We start from the raw sequence: 17212 nt of genomic DNA, 5'->3' as shown, positions 1-17212 counted from the left end.
TCCCGCCCGGATGGCGGCAAGCTTCATTAACTCTTCGGCCCTAGCGTCGCGGACGATGCTCACATCACCGACGCAGGGCTAAGGGCCGCCGTATGCCGCTCTCGGACGCCGAAGCCAGACGCCTCTACGATCAAGCAGCGCTGATGGCCTGCATCGGCGCCTGGGAATGTCGGCTCGCCGATACGCGCCTGAGCTGGACCGACGGCATCTACGACCTGTTCGGCCTGCAACGCGGCTGCGCGATCAATCGCCGCTCGATCGTCGAGCTTTACCATGACGAGTCCCGCGCCGAGATGGAACGCCTGCGCAGCCGGCTGATCACCGGTGGTCAGGGCTTCGTCATGGACGCCCGCATCTGCACCACCGCCGGCGCCGAGCGCTGGATGCGTCTCTCCGCTTCCGTCACGCATGAGCACGGACGGGCCGCCCGCATCCACGGCGCCAAGCAGGACATCACCGGCGAGAAGGACATGTGGCTGGGACTGCGCCGGCTCGCCTATAGCGACCCGCTGACCGGCCTCGCCAACCGCCGCGCCTTCGAAATGCAGCTCTCGGACCTGCGCCGCCACACCGGCGATTCCAGCGCGCTCGGCCTGCTCGCCATCGTCGACCTCGACAATCTCAAGCCGATCAACGACCGCCTCGGCCACGCCGCGGGCGACGAATGCCTGCGCCAGATCGCCATGCGGCTGGAAAGCGCGCTCAGCGACGCCGCGATCATCGCACGCATCGGCGGCGACGAGTTCGGCCTGCTTCTCTGCTCGGCCGCCGGCCGTCCCTATCTCCTCCACCGGCTGGAACAGGCGCAAGCGGCGCTGTCGCGCCCGGTCGCCTGGCGCGGCACGACCATCGAGGTCAGCGCCTCGATCGGCGCCACTATCCTGCGGCCGGGCCTGCTGCACGATCCCGAGCGGCGCTTCGCCGAGGCGGATTCGGCGCTCTACGTCGCCAAGGCCGCCGGCCGCAATTGCCTGCGCCTGTTCGGCGATCCCGTCGAGGTCGCGGGCGACGTGGCGATGGTCAGCGCCGGCGAGATGCGTGTGGTCTGAGCGAGGGGTCGGCTGCAGGATCGCTAGCGTCGGCTGCCGATCTCGAGCAGGCCTCAGTCGGCATGCCGCCATACCTTCGCTGCCGAGATTATGAGGATCATAGCGAGCAGCGGCAGCCAAGTTGCGGCGGATGCAGATCATCCAGGACAATCTCGACCGCCAGCGCTACGGACGCAGCGGCGGTTACGGTCGCGGCTATGGGCGTGGTTATGGCCGCCATGGGGACGCTAACGGCTATCGGCGCGGATATGGCGACGGCTACGGCCGCCCCCGCTACGACCGCTGGTGAATCGAGCAGCGGCCTCGCCGGAAAGCGGCGCCGCTCTCCCTGCCAACTACCCCTTCACAAAAAAGCGTGGCCTCTGTCGGAACCCTCGCCCCTCCTGCGTCCTTGAGGCGACAGGCCGCCATCCGGTCTGGTGAGAGAGCAAGGAGCATGGCGATGAAGGTCACCCAGAATCTCTGGTTCGACAAGGACATGGAAGCTGCGATCAGCCTCTACACCTCGCTGATCCCGGACTCGGCCCTGGAATGGACCAGCGCCCTCCCTGCCGAATCCCCGAGCGGGCCGGCCGACAGCGTCAAGATCGCCGCCTTCACCATCGGCGGCCAGCGCTACCAGGCCTTCGAGGCCTGGCGTTCCGACGCCTTCAACCACACCTTCTCGATCTTCGTGGAATGCGAGACGCAGGCCGAGATCGACCGTCTCTGGGAGACACTCGGCGACGGCGGCAAGTTCGAGCAGTGCGGCTGGCTCAAGGATCGCTGGGGCGTATCCTGGCAGATCGTACCCAAGCGCCTGGGCGAGCTCACTCGCGATCCCGACCGCGCCAAGGCCGGGCGCGTCGCCGAGGCGATGCTGAAGATGGTCAAGCTCGACATCGCCGGGCTGGAAGCGGCGGCGAAGGGTTAGGATTCGACCTTCCAATCGCCCTCATCCTGAGGAAGCCGCGTAGCGGCTGTCGCGAAGGATGCTCCGGCAGGCTCCGGAAACAGCTGGCACATCCTTCGTGAAGCACCCCTACGGAGCGCTCTTCAGGATGAGGGCTCCACTAGGCCCGGAAGATGCGTAAATCAGGCCGCTTGCGCCCGTGCCGCGGCCAGTGTCTTCAGCTTTGCCCCGACCTCGGCGATCGCCAGGATCGCCGGCACGTATTCCTGCCCGAGCTCGGTCAAGGCGTACTCGGTCGAGGGCGGCGCGGTCGGCACCACCTTGCGCTGAACGACGCCCTTCTCCTCCAGCGCGCGCAGCCGCGCGCTCAGCATCTTCGCCGAGATCACTGGCATGTCGCGCCTGAGTTCGCCGAAGCGGCGCGGCCCACCTGACAGGAACCAGATCACGTTCGGCGTCCAGGCTCCGCCGAGCACCTGCATGCAGGCGCCGACATTGCAGGTCTCCGGCTGCGCCGCGGCGCGATTCTTCCTGAGTTTCAAAACCATTGCGATCAGGTCTCCGGTTACCGGGAGGATACCGGAAAACGCAGTTACAACAAGTTACCCCGTATACAGGGGTAACTGCGTCGGCCTAGCTCTCCGGCATTCGTCAACGCGGATGAGGACATTGCCGTGAAGCTCTACTATGCCCCGGGCGCCTGCTCGCTCTCGCCCCACATCGCCCTGCGCGAAGCCGGCCTGCCCGTAACGCTCGAGAAGGTCGATCTCCTTGCCGGCCGGACCGAGACCGGCGCCGACTATGCCGCCGTCAATCCGAAGGGATATGTTCCGGCGCTGCAATTCGACGACGGCACCGTCCTCACCGAGGGCGCGGTCATCGCCCGCTATATCGCCGATCTCGCCCCGCACGCCGCTCTCGCTCCCAAGCCCGGCAGCTTCGAGCGCATCCGGCTCGAGGAGATCATGAACTTCATCGGCAGCGAGCTGCACAAGGCCTACACGCCGCTCTTCCTCCCTGACACCAGCGACGAGGGCAAGACGATCGCACGCGCCCGCGTTGCCAGGAAGCTCGGCTATATCGAGAACATCTTCGCCGACGGCCGTGAGCATCTCCTCGGCGAAGCGTTCAGCGTTGCCGACGGCTATCTCTTCACCATCGTCAACTGGTCTGAAAGCCGCGGCGTGCCGCTCGACGCCTTCCCGAAGCTGCGCGCCTTCATGGCTCGGATCGGCGCCCGCTCCAGCGTGCAGGAGGCGATGCGGGCCGAGGGCCTGCTCCAATGAGCGCCGATCCGCGTTTCGCAGAGATCGTCGCTGTGCTCGGCGACTATTTCGACGGCCTCCATCACAGCGATGCCGACAAGCTCGGCCGGCTTTTCCAGCCGCAGGCGATCTATGCCTGCGGGACGGAAGGCAGCCTGATCCATCTCACCATGGATCAGTACCTGCCGATGGTGGCCAAGCGCCCTTCGCCGGCCAGCCGCGGCGAGCCCCGGCGCGACCGCATCCTCTCGATCGAATTCGCCGGCCCGGTCACCGCGCTGGCGCGCGTCGAATGCGCCATCGGTCCAAAGCGCTTCACCGACCTCCTCAGCTTCATCAGGCTCGACGGGCGCTGGCGCCTGATCGCCAAGGTCTTCCATTTCGACCTCGATGAGGCGGTCGCCTGAACGGCCGAGAGACACGGGCCGCCGGCGGATGTCGACGCCGGCGGCCAGTTGATCGCTCGCCAGCCCGGTGACGCACAGTCACCCGAATGTCGTACGACCTGCCTAAGGACTCCGCTGGCCAGGTGGGGAGACAGGCACGGAAAAAGCGCGCGCGTCCACTGCCGGGCCCGCGTGTACAGCTGTGCCGTGACGTCTCGACCCGGGCGCAGACGCGACCGCGCACACTTGTCGGAGTCGAGAGCATGCAAGTCGATATCTTCACGCAGGTGATCGTGCCTGTGATCGGCGGCCTGGGCATCTTCATGCTCGGCCTCGAATTCATGAGCAACGGCATCCAGAATCTCGCCGTCAACAAGATGCGGGCGCTCCTCGCCAGGATCGCCGGCACGCCGGCCAAGGGCGTCCTCGCCGGCACCTTCATCACCGGCATCATCCAGTCCTCGACCGCGATGACCGTCATGGTCGTCGGCCTCGTCAATGCCGGCGTGATCGGCCTGCGGCCTGCGATCAGCGTGATCATGGGCGCCAATATCGGCACGACGCTCGGCAACGGCCTGATCGCGCTGCCCCTTGGCCCGCTCGGCCTGCTGCTCGCCGGCATCTTCGCGCTGGTCCACATCTTCGCCAAGACCGACAAGGTCAAGAACATCGCGCTCGCCTGCATGGGCTTCGCGCTGATCTTCTATGGCCTCAACCTGATGACCGGCGGCCTGCGCCCGCTTCGCAACATGCCGGAGGTGATGGGCGTCATCTCCTCGCTGAAGGCCGACACCTATCTCGGCCTGCTCTACTGCGTGCTGATCGCCGCCGGCATCACCGCAATGATCCACTCCTCCTCGGCGACGATCGGCATCGTCATGGGCCTCGGCGCCGCCGGCATCCTCGACTGGAAGACCGCCGTCGCCTTCTCGCTCGGCGCCGATCTCGGCACCACCATCACCTCGTGGATGGCCTCGCTCAACCTGACCAAGAACGCCAAGCGCGCGGCTTATGCCCATATCTCCTTCAACATCATCGGCGTCGCCATCACGATACCGCTGTTCTTCGTTTCCATGGACGTGCTGACCTGGGCGATGCAGTGGTTCGGCGGCGATCCGGGCGTGGCGGTCGTCAAGGACGGCAAGGAAACCTTCCCGCTCATCCCGGTCGCGATCGGCCTCTATTCGACCTTCTTCAACATCTTCAACACCGTCCTGCTCTTCCCATTCGTCGGCGTCTTCGAGCGCGTCCTGATGAAGGTCGGCGCCACGGCGACGGACGAGATCGAGGACTATTCGGCGCCACGCTTCCTCGCCAAGGCCTCCGATCATGCCCATGCCGTCGCCAACATCCAGAAGGAGACCGGCCGCTACCTCCAGGCCGCGCAGCTCTTCCTCGACATCGCTCGCAGCAAGCCGGATGCGCCTGAGAAGAGCGACGAGCACTACGCTGCCATCGACATCCTGAACCGCGATATCCGGGCCTACACCTCCGGCATGTTCACGCCGGAGATGCCCTATGCCCGCGCCGACCTCGTCGCGAGCCTGATCGAGGAAGAGGACTTCACCGCCAGTCTCGGCGAAACGCTCTACCAGATCGCCCGCCGCATCGAGCGCCAGCCCTTCGGCGTGCCCGGCCGCGAGATCGTCGACGGCGTCGTCGACCAGGTCGCCGAGGCGATGCGCGCGATCCTGCCGACCGGGCCGGATGCTCCGCTGGTCGCCGCCGAGGCGCAGCCGCGCATCGCCGCCCTGACGAGCGTCCGCGAGCGCTGCCTGCGCCTCGGCGCCGAACTGCCCTGGGTCGAGCGCGGCGCGATCCTGGCGCTACTCGGCTCGGCGGAGCGCGCCTACTTCCTGATCGAGCGCATCGACGCCGAGCGCCGTTCGGTCTCGCGCGTCGTGCCGGTGACGGAGACCAGCCAGCAGAGCCAGGAGGTCGGCGGTTTCGGCGCGGCTGCCATGCCGGCCTGAGCGATCCGCTCCTCATCGGACCAAGGACAGGCCGCCATCGTGCGGCCTGTTTGCTGTTCCAGCTGAAGTTTTGTCGCGATTGCGGGCGAAGGGAAGCGATCCGCAATGACGGTGCAATGCGCGAATTATCGCCTGCTCGACCCAAAAGGCGCGGCGATCGATGGATACGAGGACAGCTATCATGACGTCGAAGGCGATTTTCCTCCTGGCACCCGCTCTGGCGCTCCCGGCCGCCGCCTGGGCCGATGACGGCCTGACCTGGGGTGTCCGGCAGGATGGCGAGGGCATCGTCGTCGCCTATGAGATGCCGCAGACCGACGACCAGCGCCTGTTCTTCTCCTGCGATTTCGCCAGCAAGAGCCTGACCGTGCGGATCCCCTTCTTCAAGGAGGGCATGAAGGACAACGCCGTCACGACCGCTAAATTCTCGTCGAGCGGCGGGCAGGCGGATGTCGGCATGAAGCTGATCAGCGACGAGATGGGCAACCATTTCGAGGCGACGACGACGCTGTCGCCCGCACTCCAGGCGGTGCTGCGCAAGGGCAAGAGCCTCACCCTGCGCATCGAGGGCGAGACACAGAACTTCCCGCTCGCCGCCGGCCAGAAGGGCTTTGCCGTGCTGGCACAGCGCTGCGGCGGGTAAGTCAGTTCCAAGTAAGGCGCGGGATCCCCTCTCCTGAAGGAGAGGGTTCTCCGCGCCTCAGCTTCACGGCCCAGATGGGTTATCTGCTCGTTGCGGCGCGAAAGCCATGGCTCTTTGCGCCCCACGCGACCACGAATGTCGCGATCAGCAACGCCGCCAGCACCCACGGGAACGGCGCGACGCCAAACCCGCTCAGCATCAATCCGCCGACGATGCCGCCGCCGGCAATGGCGAGATTCCACGTGGTCACCAGCATCGACTGGGCGACGTCGGCGGCTTTGCCCGCGGCCTTGGCGGAAGCGGTCTGGAACAGCGTCCCGGCCCCGCCGAAGGCCAGCCCCCAGACGGCGACTGCGCCATAGATCACCGCTGGCACCATGCCTGCCAATCCGAGCGCCAGGGCGGAGAAGCCGAACAGCGCGACGCTCGCCAGGACCAGCTCGCGCAGCCATCGATCGATCAGGGCGCCGGTGATCCAGATGCCGAGCAAGGAGGCAAGGCCGAAGACCAGCAGCACGACATCGGTCCGATCCTTGAGGCCGGCCGGCTCGAGGAAGGGCGCGATATAGGTATAGAGCGTGTTGTGGGCGAGCACATAGGCGAAGACGACGAACAGGACCGGCCGGACGCCCGGCAGCGTGAACACTGCCGTCAGCGCGAACTCCTGCCCTCGCTTCTGGCCGGGAAAATCGGGCACCTTGGCCAGAACCCAGAAGACCAGGAGCACCGTCAGCCCGCTCATCACGCCGAAGGTCCAGCGCCACCCCAGCAGCGTGCCGAGGAAGGTTCCCGTCGGAATGCCGAGCGAAAGGGCGAGCGGCGCTCCGACCATGGCGATAGCGATTGCGCGGCCCTGCAGATGGTCCGGCACCATGCGGGCGGCATAGCCGGCCGCCAGCGCCCAGAGTAGCCCCGCGCTCATGCCCGCGACGAAACGGGCGACCAGCGTGACGGCATAGCTGTCGGAGATGGCCGTCACCGTGTTGACGACGGCAAAGCCGCCGATCGCGATCAGCAGCAGCTTGCGCCGCCGCCAGTTCTGCGTGGCGATCGTCAGGGGAATGGCGGAGACGAGCGAGCCGACCGCATAGGCGGTGACGAGCTGGCCGATCAGTGCCTCGGATCGACCGAGGCTCCCGGCCATCTGCGGGAGCAGGCCCGATGGCAGGATTTCGGTGAGGAGCGTGATGAAGGCCGCCATCGCGAGCGCCAGCAGGCCGCCTAATGGCAGTCTCGCCTCGCTCGTGCCGGCCGAGATCGTGTTTGTCGCTGATGTCATGGCGGTAGCGCCTTCGAAGATGGGGTGGCGCTTGAGGTAGCTGGTTCCCAATGAACGAAAAACAGGACACAACTCATCACACTTTGGACATTCCCGTCATAACTGGGTGACCGCCGCATGGATAGTCTGGGAGCACTCTTCGCCTTTGTGCATGCGGCCGAAGCGGATGGTTTCACCGAGGCCGGCCGCAAGCTCGGCATCTCCGCCTCGGCCGTCAGCAAGGCGGTGGCGCGACTGGAGGCTCGGCTCGGCGCCAGGCTTTTCCACCGCTCGACCCGCAGCGTCACGCTGACGCCGGAGGGCGAGATGTTCCTCGAGCGCTGCCGACGCATCCTCTGCGAATATGAAGCGGCCGAGCTGGAACTCTCTCGCAGCCGGGCGACGCCGCAAGGAAAGCTGCGCGTCAGCCTGCCCTCGATGAGCATGATCCCGATCGCGAAATTCGCCGCCTTCAAGCAGCGCCACCCCGAGATCGAGCTCGAGCTCGATGCCACCGACCGGGTGGTCGACGTCATCGGCGAAGGCTTCGATGTCGTGCTCCGCACCGGCGAGCATGCCGATTCCCGATTGATGACCCGCACACTCGGCCATTTCAGCCAGGCGCTGGTCGGCTCACCCGACTATTTTCGCAGGATGGGCACCCCCGAGACGCCGGAAGACCTCGCCCGGCACAGCTGCCTCGTCTACCGCTACGCCAATACGGGCAAGCTCCACCAATGGCCCTTGTCCAGAGGCGGCGAGCTCGCGCAGGTCGAAATCCAGCCCAGCGTGGTGACGAACGCGCTCGAAGCGCAGATCGGCCTTGCCGAAAGCGGGCTCGGCATCGCCTGCGTTCCCGACCTGTCCGTCGCTGGGCACCTGCAGCGCGGCTCGCTCGTCCGCATCCTCGCTGGCTATGTCGAGGCGCGGACCAAGTTCAGCGTGATGTGGCCGGCGAGCCGCTACGCCTCGCCGAAGCTGCGCGCCTTCGTGGACTTCGCGGCCGAGGAATTCCTGGCCGCGTGATCCCGCTGCCTTGCCGGCAGCGGGCCAGCGATCACTCTGCCGCCTCCGCATAGGCGCTCGGCTCATAGTTCAGGATCGGCGCCAGCCAGCGCTCGACCTCTCTGATATCCATGCCCTTGCGGACCGAGTAATCCTCGACCTGGTCGCGCTCGACCTTGGCGACGCCGAAGTAATAGGCGTCAGGATGCGAGAGATAGAGGCCGGAGACCGATGAGCCCGGCCACATCGCATAGCTCTCGGTCAGCTTGACGCCGATGCGCGGCTCGGCCTGGAGCAGCTCGAACAGGGTCGCCTTCTCGGTATGGTCGGGCTGGGCCGGATAGCCCGGCGCCGGCCGGATGCCCTGGTATTCCTCGCGGATCAGGTCCTCGTTCGAGAACGCCTCGTCCGGCGCGTAGGCCCAGAACTCGGTGCGCACGAGCTGGTGCATCCGTTCAGCGAAGGCCTCGGCAAAGCGATCAGCCAGCGCCTTGACCATGATCGAGCGATAGTCGTCATTGTCGCGGGCGAACTTCTCCGAGATGCGCTCCTCCTCCGCCCCGGCCGTCACGACGAAGGCGCCGATATAGTCGGGCCGCTCGATGCCCTCGGGCGCGACGAAGTCGGAGATGCACATGTTCGGCTTGCCGTCGCGCTTGGAGAGCTGCTGGCGCAGGCCGTGGAAGGTCGCAAGCGTCTCCTGCCGGCTCTCGCCGGTATAGAGCCGGATATCGTCGCCGACGGCGTTGGCCGGCCAGAAGCCGATCACCGCCTTCGGATTGAACCAGCGCTCCTCGACGACGCGCTTCAGCATCGACTGCGCATCGTCCCAGAGCGCACGAGCCGCCTCGCCCTGCTTCTCGTCTTCGAGAATTGCCGGGAAACGGCCTTTCAGCTCCCAGGTCTGGAAGAACGGCGTCCAGTCGATCAGCGGCACGAGATCGGCGATGTCATAGGTCCGGAAGACGCGGGTGCCGAGGAAGGTCGGCTTCGGCGGCCGGTAGCCGGCCCAGTCCGGTTTGAAGGCGTTGGCGCGCGCCTTGGCCAGCGGCAGGCGCTGCTTGTCGGCCTCCGAGCGGCGATGGGCGGCGGCGACCTTCTCGTACTCGGCCTGGATGCCCTCGACATAGGCAGGCTTCTGCTCCTGCGAGAGCAGGCTTGAGACGACGCCGACGGCGCGCGAGGCGTCGGTGACGTAGACCGCCTGACCCTGGTTGTAAGCCGGGTGGATCTTTACCGCGGTATGGACGCGGCTGGTCGTCGCCCCGCCGATCAGCAGCGGGATGTCGAAGCCCTCGCGCTCCATCTCGGAAGCGACCGTGACCATCTCGTCGAGCGAGGGCGTGATCAGCCCGGAGAGGCCGATGATGTCGACCTTCTCCTTGCGCGCGGTGTCGAGGATCTTCTGCGTCGGCACCATCACGCCGAGATCGATCACCTCGTAATTGTTGCACTGAAGCACGACGCCGACGATGTTCTTGCCGATGTCGTGGACATCGCCCTTCACCGTCGCCATCAGCACCTTGCCGGCAGCCTGGCGCTCGGCGCCGCCGTTGAGGCGCTTCTCCTCTTCCATGTAAGGCATGAGGTAGGCGACGGCCTGCTTCATCACGCGGGCGGACTTCACCACCTGCGGCAGGAACATCTTACCGGCGCCGAACAGGTCGCCGACGACGTTCATCCCGGCCATCAGTGGGCCTTCGATGACGTGCAGCGGCTTCTCGGCCTGCGCCCTCGCCTCTTCCGTATCGCGGTCGATGAACTCGGTGATGCCGTTGACCAGCGCGTGCTTGAGGCGCTCGTGCACATCGGCTTCGCGCCAGGCGAGGTCCTTGCCCGAGACCGCCGTCGAGCCGTCGCCCTTGAAGCGCGGGGCGGCATCGAGCAGCCGCTCGGTCGCGTCCTTGCGACGGTTGAGGACGACGTCCTCGCAGAGCTCGCGCAGTTCGGGATCGAGATCATCGTAGCTGCCGAGCTGGCCGGCATTCACGATGCCCATGTCCATCCCGACCTTGATGCAGTGGTACAGGAAGACCGAATGCATCGCCTCGCGGACCTTCTCGTTGCCGCGGAAGGAGAAGGACAGGTTCGAGACGCCGCCGGAGATATGCGCGTGCGGCAGCGTCTCGCGGATGGTGCGGGTCGCGTTGATGAAGTCGTTGCCGTAGTTGTCGTGCTCCTCGATGCCGGTCGCCACCGCGAAGATGTTCGGATCGAAGATGATGTCCTCGGGCGGGAAGCCCGCGACCTCGGTCAGCAGCTTGTAGGCGCGCGTGCAGATCTCGATCTTGCGCTCATAGGTGTCGGCCTGGCCTTTCTCGTCGAAGGCCATGACGACGACCGCTGCGCCATATTGCCGGCAGATCCGGGCGTGCTCGAGGAAGGCTTCCTCGCCCTCCTTCATCGAGATCGAGTTGACGATCGGCTTGCCCTGGATCGTCTTCAGGCCGGCCTCGATGACATGGAACTTCGACGAATCGACCATGATCGGCACCCGGGAGATGTCCGGTTCCGAGGCGATCAGGTTGCAGAACTCGGTCATCGCCTTCTCGGAGTCGAGCAGGCCCTCGTCCATGTTGATGTCGATGACCTGGGCGCCATTGGCGACCTGGTCGCGCGCCACATCGAGCGCGGCGGCGTAATCGCCATTGGTGACCAGCTTGCGGAACTTGGCTGAGCCGGTGACGTTGGTGCGCTCGCCGACGTTCACGAAGGGAATTGTCTCGTCGAGCGTGAACGGCTCGAGACCGGCGAGCCTGAGATAAGGCTTCGGCTCCGGAATGGCGCGCGGCGCCTTGCCGGCGACGGCTTCGGAGATCGCACGGATATGGCCCGGCGTCGTGCCGCAGCAGCCGCCGACCATGTTGACGAAGCCGGCATCGGCGAACTCGGCGAGCATCTTGGCGGTCGCTTCCGGCCGCTCGTCATAGAGGCCGAACTCGTTGGGCAGGCCGGCATTGGGATAGGCGCAGACCAGCGTTCCGGCGACCCGCGACATGTCCTTGATATGGGCGCGCATCTCGCGGGCACCCAGCGCGCAGTTGAGGCCAACCGTCAGCGGATCGGCATGGCGCACCGCGTTCCAGAACGCCTCGACCGTCTGGCCCGAGAGCGTCCGGCCGGAAAGGTCGGTGATCGTGCCGGAGATCATCACCGGCAGTTTCGAACCCTTCTCGCGGAAGACCTCCTGGATCGCGACGATCGCGGCCTTGGCGTTGAGGGTGTCGAAGATCGTCTCGATCAGCAGCAGTTCCGAGCCGCCATCGATCAGCCCGCGCACCTGCTCGGCGTAGGCATCGCGCACCTGGTCGAAGGTGACGGCGCGGAAGCCGGGATTGTTGACGTCGGGCGAGATCGAGAGCGTGCGGTTGGTCGGGCCGATCGCGCCGGCGACGAAGCGGCGGCGGCCGTCTTCCTTGCGGGCGATCTCGGCCGCCTCCCGCGCGATCCGGGCGCAGGCGACGTTGAGTTCGTAGACGATCGCCTCCATGCCGTAATCGGCCTGGGCGATCGAGGTGCCGGAGAAGGTGTTGGTCTCGACGATGTCGGCGCCGGCCCGGTAATAGGCCAGGTGGATGTCGCGCAAGGCATCCGGCATCGTCAGCGCGATCAGGTCGTTATTGCCCTTGAGGTCGTGGTTCCAGCCCTTGAAGCGCTCGCCGCGGAAATCCGCTTCGGTCAGCTTCAGGTCCTGGATCTGCGTCCCCATCGCGCCGTCGAGGATGAGGATGCGCTCGGAGGCGGCCTGGCGCAGGGCGCGCTCGACTTCGGTGCCGTCGGCGAGTGTGGGCTTGTAGTCGGACATCAGTCTACTCCGCCGCAACCTGCTGCGCCTGCGCCTTCTCCGGCTTCAGGCCGACGAGATGGCAGATCGCATAGACCAGGTCGGCCTTGTTCATCGTATAGAAATGCAGGTCGGAGACGCCGCGATCGATCAGGTCGAGCACCTGCTCGGCGCAGACGGCGGCAGCCACCAGCCGGCGCGTCGCCGCATCGTCCTCGAGCCCTTCGAAGCGGTCGGCCAGCCATTGCGGCACGCTCGCCCCCGTCCGGCGGGCAAAGCCTGCGGTCTGCTTGAAGTTCTGCACCGGCACGATGCCGGGCAGGATCGGGATAGCGATGCCGCTGGCTCGAACCTTGTCGAGATAGCGGAAATAGACGTCGTTATCGAAGAAGAACTGGGTGATCGCCCGGGTCGCGCCGGCATCGACCTTCTTCTTCAGCGCATCGATGTCGGCATCGAGCGAGGCCGCCTCCGGGTGCTTCTCGGGATAGGCCGAGACAGTGACCTCGAACTCGCCGATCTTGCGGATGCCTTCGACCAGGTCGGAGGTCTGGTGATAGCCTTGCGGATGCGGCTCATAGGTCGAGCCGAGCCCGCCGGCCGGGTCGCCGCGCAGCGCCACGATATGGCGCACGCCCGCCGCCCAATAGGAGCGGATGACATCGTCGACCTCGGCGCAGGAGGCGGAGACGCAGGTCAGATGCGCCGCCGGCTTCAGGGCCGTCTCGTCGATCATGCGCTTGACGGTGTTGTGGGTGCGCTCGCGGGTCGAGCCGCCGGCGCCATAGGTCACCGAGACGAAGGCCGGGCCGAGCGGCTCCAGCCGGCGCACGCTGTCCCACAAATTGACCTCCATCTCCTCGTTCTTCGGCGGGAAGAACTCGAAGGAGACGCGCGGACGGCGCGAGCCGTGGCGACTGGGGCGGAAAGCGTTCATCACGCAACCTCACGATCGAACTGACGAATCGGAAAATCACCCTGGAGGCGCCTGTCGCGCCCACGCCAGAGCATCACACCAAGCTGGCCACTCACGCCGTCGGCAGCGGTGACTTCCTCGGCGAGATCGCAATCGAGACCGGCCTCGGCGAACCAGGCTGCGATCTCGTCCTTCTCGAAGCCGAGCCGACGATGGGCATGCTCGGTGCGCAGGAACTCCATCTCGTGCGGCGCGAAATCGACCAGGATCAGCCGCCCACCCGGCGAAAGCAGTGCCGCCGCCTCACGCAAGGCGCGGCCGGGATCGTCGAGGAAGTGCAGCACCTGGTGCACGATCACAAGATCAAAGGAGCCGCGCGCGAACGGCAGCGCGTAGATATCGCCCTGCCGGAGCTCGACCCGCGACAGGCCGGCCTTTTCGAGGTTGGCGCGGGCCACCGCCAGCATGGCATGGCTGGCATCGACGCCGACCGCGCGGGCAGCCTTCGGCGCGAGGCGCTCAAGCATGCGCCCCGTGCCGGTGCCCAGATCGAGCAGCGCCTGAAATGGCGTTTCGCCGACTGCCGCCTCGACGGCGGCTTCCACGGCGGCGTCAGGCACGTGCAGCGAGCGCAGCTGATCCCATTCCCTGGCGACATTGGCGAAATAGGACTGCGCCGCCGCGGCCCGCGATGCACGCACCGCGGTGAGGCGCTCGCGATCGGCCGCCAGAACCGGGTCGGCAGGATCGAGATCGCGGGCGAGCGTCAGCGCCAATGCGCCGCCGGGCGTCGCATCGTCGAGCCTGAAGAAGGCGAAGGCCCCTTCGCGCGAGCGACGCAGCAGCCCGGCTTCCGCCATCAGCTTGAGATGGCGCGAGATGCGCGGCTGCGATTGGCCTAGGATGTCGGTGAGATCGGAGACAGAGAGCTCGCCTTCCGCCAGCAGCGCCAGGATCCGCAAACGGGTCTCCTCGCCCGCCGCACGCAGCGAGGCCAGCAAGGTCGGCAGCGAATGGTGGGAGCGGCGGGTCACCAGCGAGCACCTCGAAATTCGGTGAAAGATATAAAGATATCTTTATGTCAGATACGAGGGAGATGCAAGCTGCTTGTCCGATATTCCGGTCGCCATCGACGGATCAAACAAACGCGCCGCTGCTCCCGGGTGGAAGAGGGTAAGAGCACCACCCACCGGGAATGCTGGAGCGCCTACCGATGGCCCCTCATCTCAGTCCTTCCGACGCAGACCCGTGCGATGCGGCCGCGCGCATCGCCTCGCGCAGCACGCTGAAGATGCGTGGATCGGCGGCCTGCGCCACGTTGAAGCGCATGAAGTCCCTGGCCGTCCGAGACAGGCTGAAGGCGTTGCCGGGCGCGAGCACGACACCTTCGCCCAGCGCATGCCGCGCGATCCCCCCCGCGTCGTGTCCATCAGGCAGGCGGCACCACAGGAACAGCCCGCCCCGCGGTGTCAGCCAGGGCTCGATGCCGAGCGCCGCGAGCCGGCCGCGCGTCTGCGCCATCGCCTGCGCCAGCCGCTGGCGCAGCGCCTCGACATGGCGGCGATAGCTGCCGTCCTTCAGGATATCGAGCACCAGCTCGGCTGCGAGCCGCCCGCCGCCGAAGGAAAGCGCGACCTTGAGATCGGTCAGCCCTTCGACCCAGTCCGGCCTTGCAGCGATGTAGCCGCAACGCACCGAAGCCGACAGCGTCTTCGAGAAGCTGCCGATCTGGATCACCCGTTCCAGCCCGTCGAGCCCGGCAAGGCGTGGCGCGACATCCGGTTCGAGATCGCCGAAGATATCGTCCTCGACGATGGTCAGCCCTGCCTGCTCGGCGAGCTTGAGCAGGCGATGCGCCGTCGTGGCCGAGAGCGTCGCGCCGGTCGGGTTATGCAGAGCGCTATTGGTGACGTAGAGCCGCGGTCGGTGCTCTGTGAGCGCCTGCGCGAACAGGGCAAGATCGGGGCCCGACGGTGTATAGGGCACACCGACGATCTTCACCCGGTGGACGCGCAACAGCGCATGAAAATTGAAATAGCAGGGATCGTCGACCAGCACGGTGTCGCCGGGCTCGAGCAGGAAGCGGCAGACCAGATCGATCGCCTGCGTACCGGACTCGGTCAGGACGATCTGGTCCGGCGGCGCCTCGACGCCGCGCTCGGCCAGCCGATGCGCGAGCAGATGGCGCAGCCCGGCTAAGCCGAGCGGCGTGCCGTATTCGGCCAGCGTCGCTGCATCGGCCCGGCCGAGCTTGCGCAGCGCCTTGCGGATCGAGGCCTCCGGCATCCAGTCCGGCGGCAACCAGCCGCAGCCGGGCCGAAGGCTGTCCGCGCCGGCATCGAGCGACTGCCGCGAGATCCAGAGCGGATCGACCGCCCGGTCGAGCTTCGGCGCGACATCGGCGAGCGACAGCGGCGGCAGGCGCCGGACATAGAAGCCCGAGCCGCGCCGCGCCTGAATCGCGCCTTCGGCGGCCAGCCGCTCATAGGCCTCGACCACCGTCGACTTCGACACGCCCATGCTCTCGGCCAGGCCACGGATCGAGGGCAGCTTCGCGCCCGGCGCCAGTGTCCGCCCGGCGATCCGCTGCCGGATCGTTGCCATCACGCGCCCGACCAGGGTGTCGGCTGCTGCCGCAATATCGACTGAATCCTTAATCTGTACGGCTTCCTGCATCAGGACAGTTTGCCTGAACTGTACCGGACTGTCTCTGGAAATCCGCAATGCTTCGCCGCATGTAGGCCAGCCCCGGAGGGATCATGGACAGAACTGCGAACGGCCTGCTCAACGGCTTCATCGGCGTCGTCATTTTCAGCGGCTCGCTGCCGGCGACCCGCGTCGCCGTCGCCGATTTCGACCCGGTGTTCCTGACCGTCGCCCGCGCCGCCATCGCCGGGCTGCTCGGACTGGCCCTCCTGCTCGCGCTCCGGGAAAAGCGACCGGCTCGCGCCGACCTGCTGCCGCTGGCCGTGGTCGCGCTCTGCGTCGTCGTCGGCTTCCCCCTGCTGACCGCGCTGGCGCTGGAGCACGTCACCTCCGCCCATTCGATCGTCTTCATCGGCCTGCTGCCGCTCGCGACCGCGATCTTCGGTGTGCTGCGTGGCGGCGAGCGCCCGCGCCTGGCCTTCTGGCTCTTCGCCATCCTCGGCAGCCTCTGCGTTGTCGGCTTCGCCTGGACGCAAGGCATCGCCGCTTCCCCCGTGGGCGACCTCCTGATGCTCGCCGCCGTCATCGTCTGCGGCCTCGGCTATGCCGAAGGCGCGCGCCTGTCGCGCCATCTCGGCGGCTGGCAGGTGATCTCCTGGGCTCTCGTCATCTCGCTGCCGATCATGGCCGGCCTGACGCTTGCGACGTTGCCGCCCTCCTTCGCACAGGCGGGCGGCCCGGCCTGGCTCGGCCTCGCCTATGTCTCGCTGTTCAGCATGCTGATCGGCTTCGTCTTCTGGTATCGCGGCCTCGCCCAGGGCGGCATCGCCGCGGTCGGGCAACTGCAATTGCTGCAGCCCTTCTTCGGCCTGGCGCTGGCCGGCCTGCTGCTCGGCGAAACGGTCGGCTGGCAGATGATCGCAACCTCGGCCGCCGTGGTGCTCTGCGTCGCCGGAGCGCGGCGCTACGCGCGCTAGACGGGGAACGCCGAGAACGCAACCAGGAAGGCAAAGCACGACTCGTCATGAGCGCGTCGTTGCCTGGCCGGCGGGGCCGGTTCTCAAATGAAACGCGAGCCTGCCGGCTTTGGGCGCAGTCATGACAACCGCAGGCCGGTAGCCTTCGTCACGCCTATCAGGCCTTTTGCTGCGTTCAAAGCAGCTTCAGGTCACCCGCCGCGGTCTTGCCGCGTTCGGTCTTCAGGTCGAAGGAGAGCTTCTGTCCCTCGGTCAGGGACATCAAGCCCGCTTCCTTGACGGCAGTGATGTGCACGAACACATCCTTGCCGCCGTCAGCAGGTTGAATGAAGCCGTAGCCCTTCTCGGTATTGAACCATTTGACGGTTCCGGTCGCCATCGCCGCATCCTTCGGAGCATCCGTGGTCGTAACGGAGTC

General features: G+C 66.6%; 16 protein-coding genes. 9 read left to right on the top strand and 7 right to left on the bottom strand.

The genetic code is table 11. The features are described 5' to 3' along the window. Positions 1-92: 92 nt before the first annotated feature. The 3 genes from V7S63_RS10140 (at position 93) to V7S63_RS10130 (ending at position 1962) form a co-directional block, all read left to right on the top strand. Positions 93-1049 (top strand): sensor domain-containing diguanylate cyclase, encoded by a 957-nt coding sequence (locus V7S63_RS10140; RefSeq protein WP_336530123.1) that lies wholly within the window; start codon positions 93-95, stop codon positions 1047-1049. 130 nt (positions 1050-1179) lie between these two features. After that, positions 1180-1338 carry a hypothetical protein gene (locus tag V7S63_RS10135; protein ID WP_336530122.1) on the top strand — a complete coding sequence of 53 codons (159 nt, stop codon included), beginning with the start codon at positions 1180-1182 and terminating at the stop codon, positions 1336-1338. Between the two features lie 153 nt (positions 1339-1491). Further along, positions 1492-1962 carry a VOC family protein gene (locus V7S63_RS10130; RefSeq protein WP_336530121.1) on the top strand — a complete coding sequence of 157 codons (471 nt, stop codon included), beginning with the start codon at positions 1492-1494 and terminating at the stop codon, positions 1960-1962. Between the two features lie 161 nt (positions 1963-2123). On the opposite strand, the gene V7S63_RS10125 is transcribed toward V7S63_RS10130, so the two are convergent. Beyond that, the gene (locus V7S63_RS10125) at positions 2124-2489 is read right to left on the bottom strand and encodes a winged helix-turn-helix transcriptional regulator (RefSeq protein ID WP_336530120.1); all 366 of its coding nucleotides are present in this window, start codon (positions 2487-2489) and stop codon (positions 2124-2126) included. A 126-nt stretch (positions 2490-2615) separates the two neighbouring features. Here V7S63_RS10125 and gstA point away from each other — a divergent pair, with 126 nt between their 5' ends. From gstA to V7S63_RS10105, 4 genes are all read left to right on the top strand, one after another. Then, a complete protein-coding gene (gstA, locus tag V7S63_RS10120) occupies positions 2616-3227 on the top strand; it encodes a glutathione transferase GstA (RefSeq protein ID WP_336530119.1) in 612 nt (203 codons plus the stop codon). Then, positions 3224-3613 carry a nuclear transport factor 2 family protein gene (locus V7S63_RS10115; RefSeq protein WP_336530118.1) on the top strand — a complete coding sequence of 130 codons (390 nt, stop codon included), beginning with the start codon at positions 3224-3226 and terminating at the stop codon, positions 3611-3613. Before gstA ends, V7S63_RS10115 begins: the two co-directional genes overlap by 4 nt. Positions 3614-3855: 242 nt before the next feature. Further along, positions 3856-5565 carry a Na/Pi cotransporter family protein gene (locus tag V7S63_RS10110; protein ID WP_336530117.1) on the top strand — a complete coding sequence of 570 codons (1710 nt, stop codon included), beginning with the start codon at positions 3856-3858 and terminating at the stop codon, positions 5563-5565. 181 nt (positions 5566-5746) lie between these two features. After that, the gene (locus V7S63_RS10105; protein ID WP_091840366.1) at positions 5747-6208 is read left to right on the top strand and encodes a hypothetical protein; all 462 of its coding nucleotides are present in this window, start codon (positions 5747-5749) and stop codon (positions 6206-6208) included. 79 nt (positions 6209-6287) lie between these two features. Here V7S63_RS10105 and V7S63_RS10100 read toward each other — a convergent pair whose 3' ends face one another. Then, entirely contained in the window at positions 6288-7487 is a 1200-nt protein-coding gene (locus V7S63_RS10100) for an MFS transporter (RefSeq protein ID WP_336530116.1), read from the bottom strand. Positions 7488-7604: 117 nt separating this feature from the next. Between V7S63_RS10100 and V7S63_RS10095 the strand changes: the two genes are divergently transcribed. Continuing rightward, on the top strand, positions 7605-8492 hold the full coding sequence (locus V7S63_RS10095) for a LysR family transcriptional regulator (RefSeq protein ID WP_336530115.1): 888 nt from the start codon (positions 7605-7607) through the stop codon (positions 8490-8492). Positions 8493-8523: 31 nt separating this feature from the next. Here V7S63_RS10095 and metH read toward each other — a convergent pair whose 3' ends face one another. From metH to V7S63_RS10075, 4 genes are all read right to left on the bottom strand, one after another. Continuing rightward, the gene (metH, locus tag V7S63_RS10090; protein WP_336530114.1) at positions 8524-12276 is read right to left on the bottom strand and encodes a methionine synthase; all 3753 of its coding nucleotides are present in this window, start codon (positions 12274-12276) and stop codon (positions 8524-8526) included. A gap of 4 nt (positions 12277-12280) precedes the next feature. Beyond that, complete coding sequence (gene metF / locus V7S63_RS10085) at positions 12281-13192, bottom strand: methylenetetrahydrofolate reductase [NAD(P)H] (RefSeq protein WP_336530113.1); 912 nt, start codon at positions 13190-13192, stop codon at positions 12281-12283. Further along, complete coding sequence (locus V7S63_RS10080; protein WP_199777547.1) at positions 13192-14205, bottom strand: ArsR/SmtB family transcription factor; 1014 nt, start codon at positions 14203-14205, stop codon at positions 13192-13194. The genes metF and V7S63_RS10080 overlap by 1 nt, the downstream gene beginning before the upstream one ends. A gap of 187 nt (positions 14206-14392) precedes the next feature. Continuing rightward, a complete protein-coding gene (locus tag V7S63_RS10075; protein ID WP_336530112.1) occupies positions 14393-15847 on the bottom strand; it encodes an aminotransferase-like domain-containing protein in 1455 nt (484 codons plus the stop codon). Between the two features lie 83 nt (positions 15848-15930). Between V7S63_RS10075 and V7S63_RS10070 the strand changes: the two genes are divergently transcribed. Beyond that, the gene (locus V7S63_RS10070) at positions 15931-16794 is read left to right on the top strand and encodes a DMT family transporter (RefSeq protein ID WP_336530111.1); all 864 of its coding nucleotides are present in this window, start codon (positions 15931-15933) and stop codon (positions 16792-16794) included. 175 nt (positions 16795-16969) lie between these two features. Here V7S63_RS10070 and V7S63_RS10065 read toward each other — a convergent pair whose 3' ends face one another. Next, entirely contained in the window at positions 16970-17173 is a 204-nt protein-coding gene (locus V7S63_RS10065) for a cold-shock protein (protein ID WP_057190882.1), read from the bottom strand. Positions 17174-17212 lie beyond the last annotated feature (39 nt).

Origin of the sequence: Allobosea sp. CCNWLY174 (assembly GCF_037120455.1) — a bacterium.
Classification (GTDB): domain Bacteria; phylum Pseudomonadota; class Alphaproteobacteria; order Rhizobiales; family Beijerinckiaceae; genus Allobosea; species Allobosea lupini.
Note: the sequence above shows the minus strand (reverse complement) of the source record. Positions and strands in the feature narration are given on the sequence as shown.

Coding starts and splice junctions, on each gene's coding strand:
- V7S63_RS10140 (WP_336530123.1), top strand. CDS start 93: ATGCCGCTCTCGGACGCCGAAGCCAGACGCCTCTACGATCAAGCAGCG.
- V7S63_RS10135 (WP_336530122.1), top strand. CDS start 1,180: ATGCAGATCATCCAGGACAATCTCGACCGCCAGCGCTACGGACGCAGC.
- V7S63_RS10130 (WP_336530121.1), top strand. CDS start 1,492: ATGAAGGTCACCCAGAATCTCTGGTTCGACAAGGACATGGAAGCTGCG.
- V7S63_RS10125 (WP_336530120.1), bottom strand. CDS start 2,489: ATGGTTTTGAAACTCAGGAAGAATCGCGCCGCGGCGCAGCCGGAGACC.
- V7S63_RS10115 (WP_336530118.1), top strand. CDS start 3,224: ATGAGCGCCGATCCGCGTTTCGCAGAGATCGTCGCTGTGCTCGGCGAC.
- V7S63_RS10110 (WP_336530117.1), top strand. CDS start 3,856: ATGCAAGTCGATATCTTCACGCAGGTGATCGTGCCTGTGATCGGCGGC.
- V7S63_RS10105 (WP_091840366.1), top strand. CDS start 5,747: ATGACGTCGAAGGCGATTTTCCTCCTGGCACCCGCTCTGGCGCTCCCG.
- V7S63_RS10100 (WP_336530116.1), bottom strand. CDS start 7,487: ATGACATCAGCGACAAACACGATCTCGGCCGGCACGAGCGAGGCGAGA.
- V7S63_RS10095 (WP_336530115.1), top strand. CDS start 7,605: ATGGATAGTCTGGGAGCACTCTTCGCCTTTGTGCATGCGGCCGAAGCG.
- metH (WP_336530114.1), bottom strand. CDS start 12,276: ATGTCCGACTACAAGCCCACACTCGCCGACGGCACCGAAGTCGAGCGC.
- metF (WP_336530113.1), bottom strand. CDS start 13,192: ATGAACGCTTTCCGCCCCAGTCGCCACGGCTCGCGCCGTCCGCGCGTC.
- V7S63_RS10075 (WP_336530112.1), bottom strand. CDS start 15,847: ATGCAGGAAGCCGTACAGATTAAGGATTCAGTCGATATTGCGGCAGCA.
- V7S63_RS10070 (WP_336530111.1), top strand. CDS start 15,931: ATGGACAGAACTGCGAACGGCCTGCTCAACGGCTTCATCGGCGTCGTC.
- V7S63_RS10065 (WP_057190882.1), bottom strand. CDS start 17,173: ATGGCGACCGGAACCGTCAAATGGTTCAATACCGAGAAGGGCTACGGC.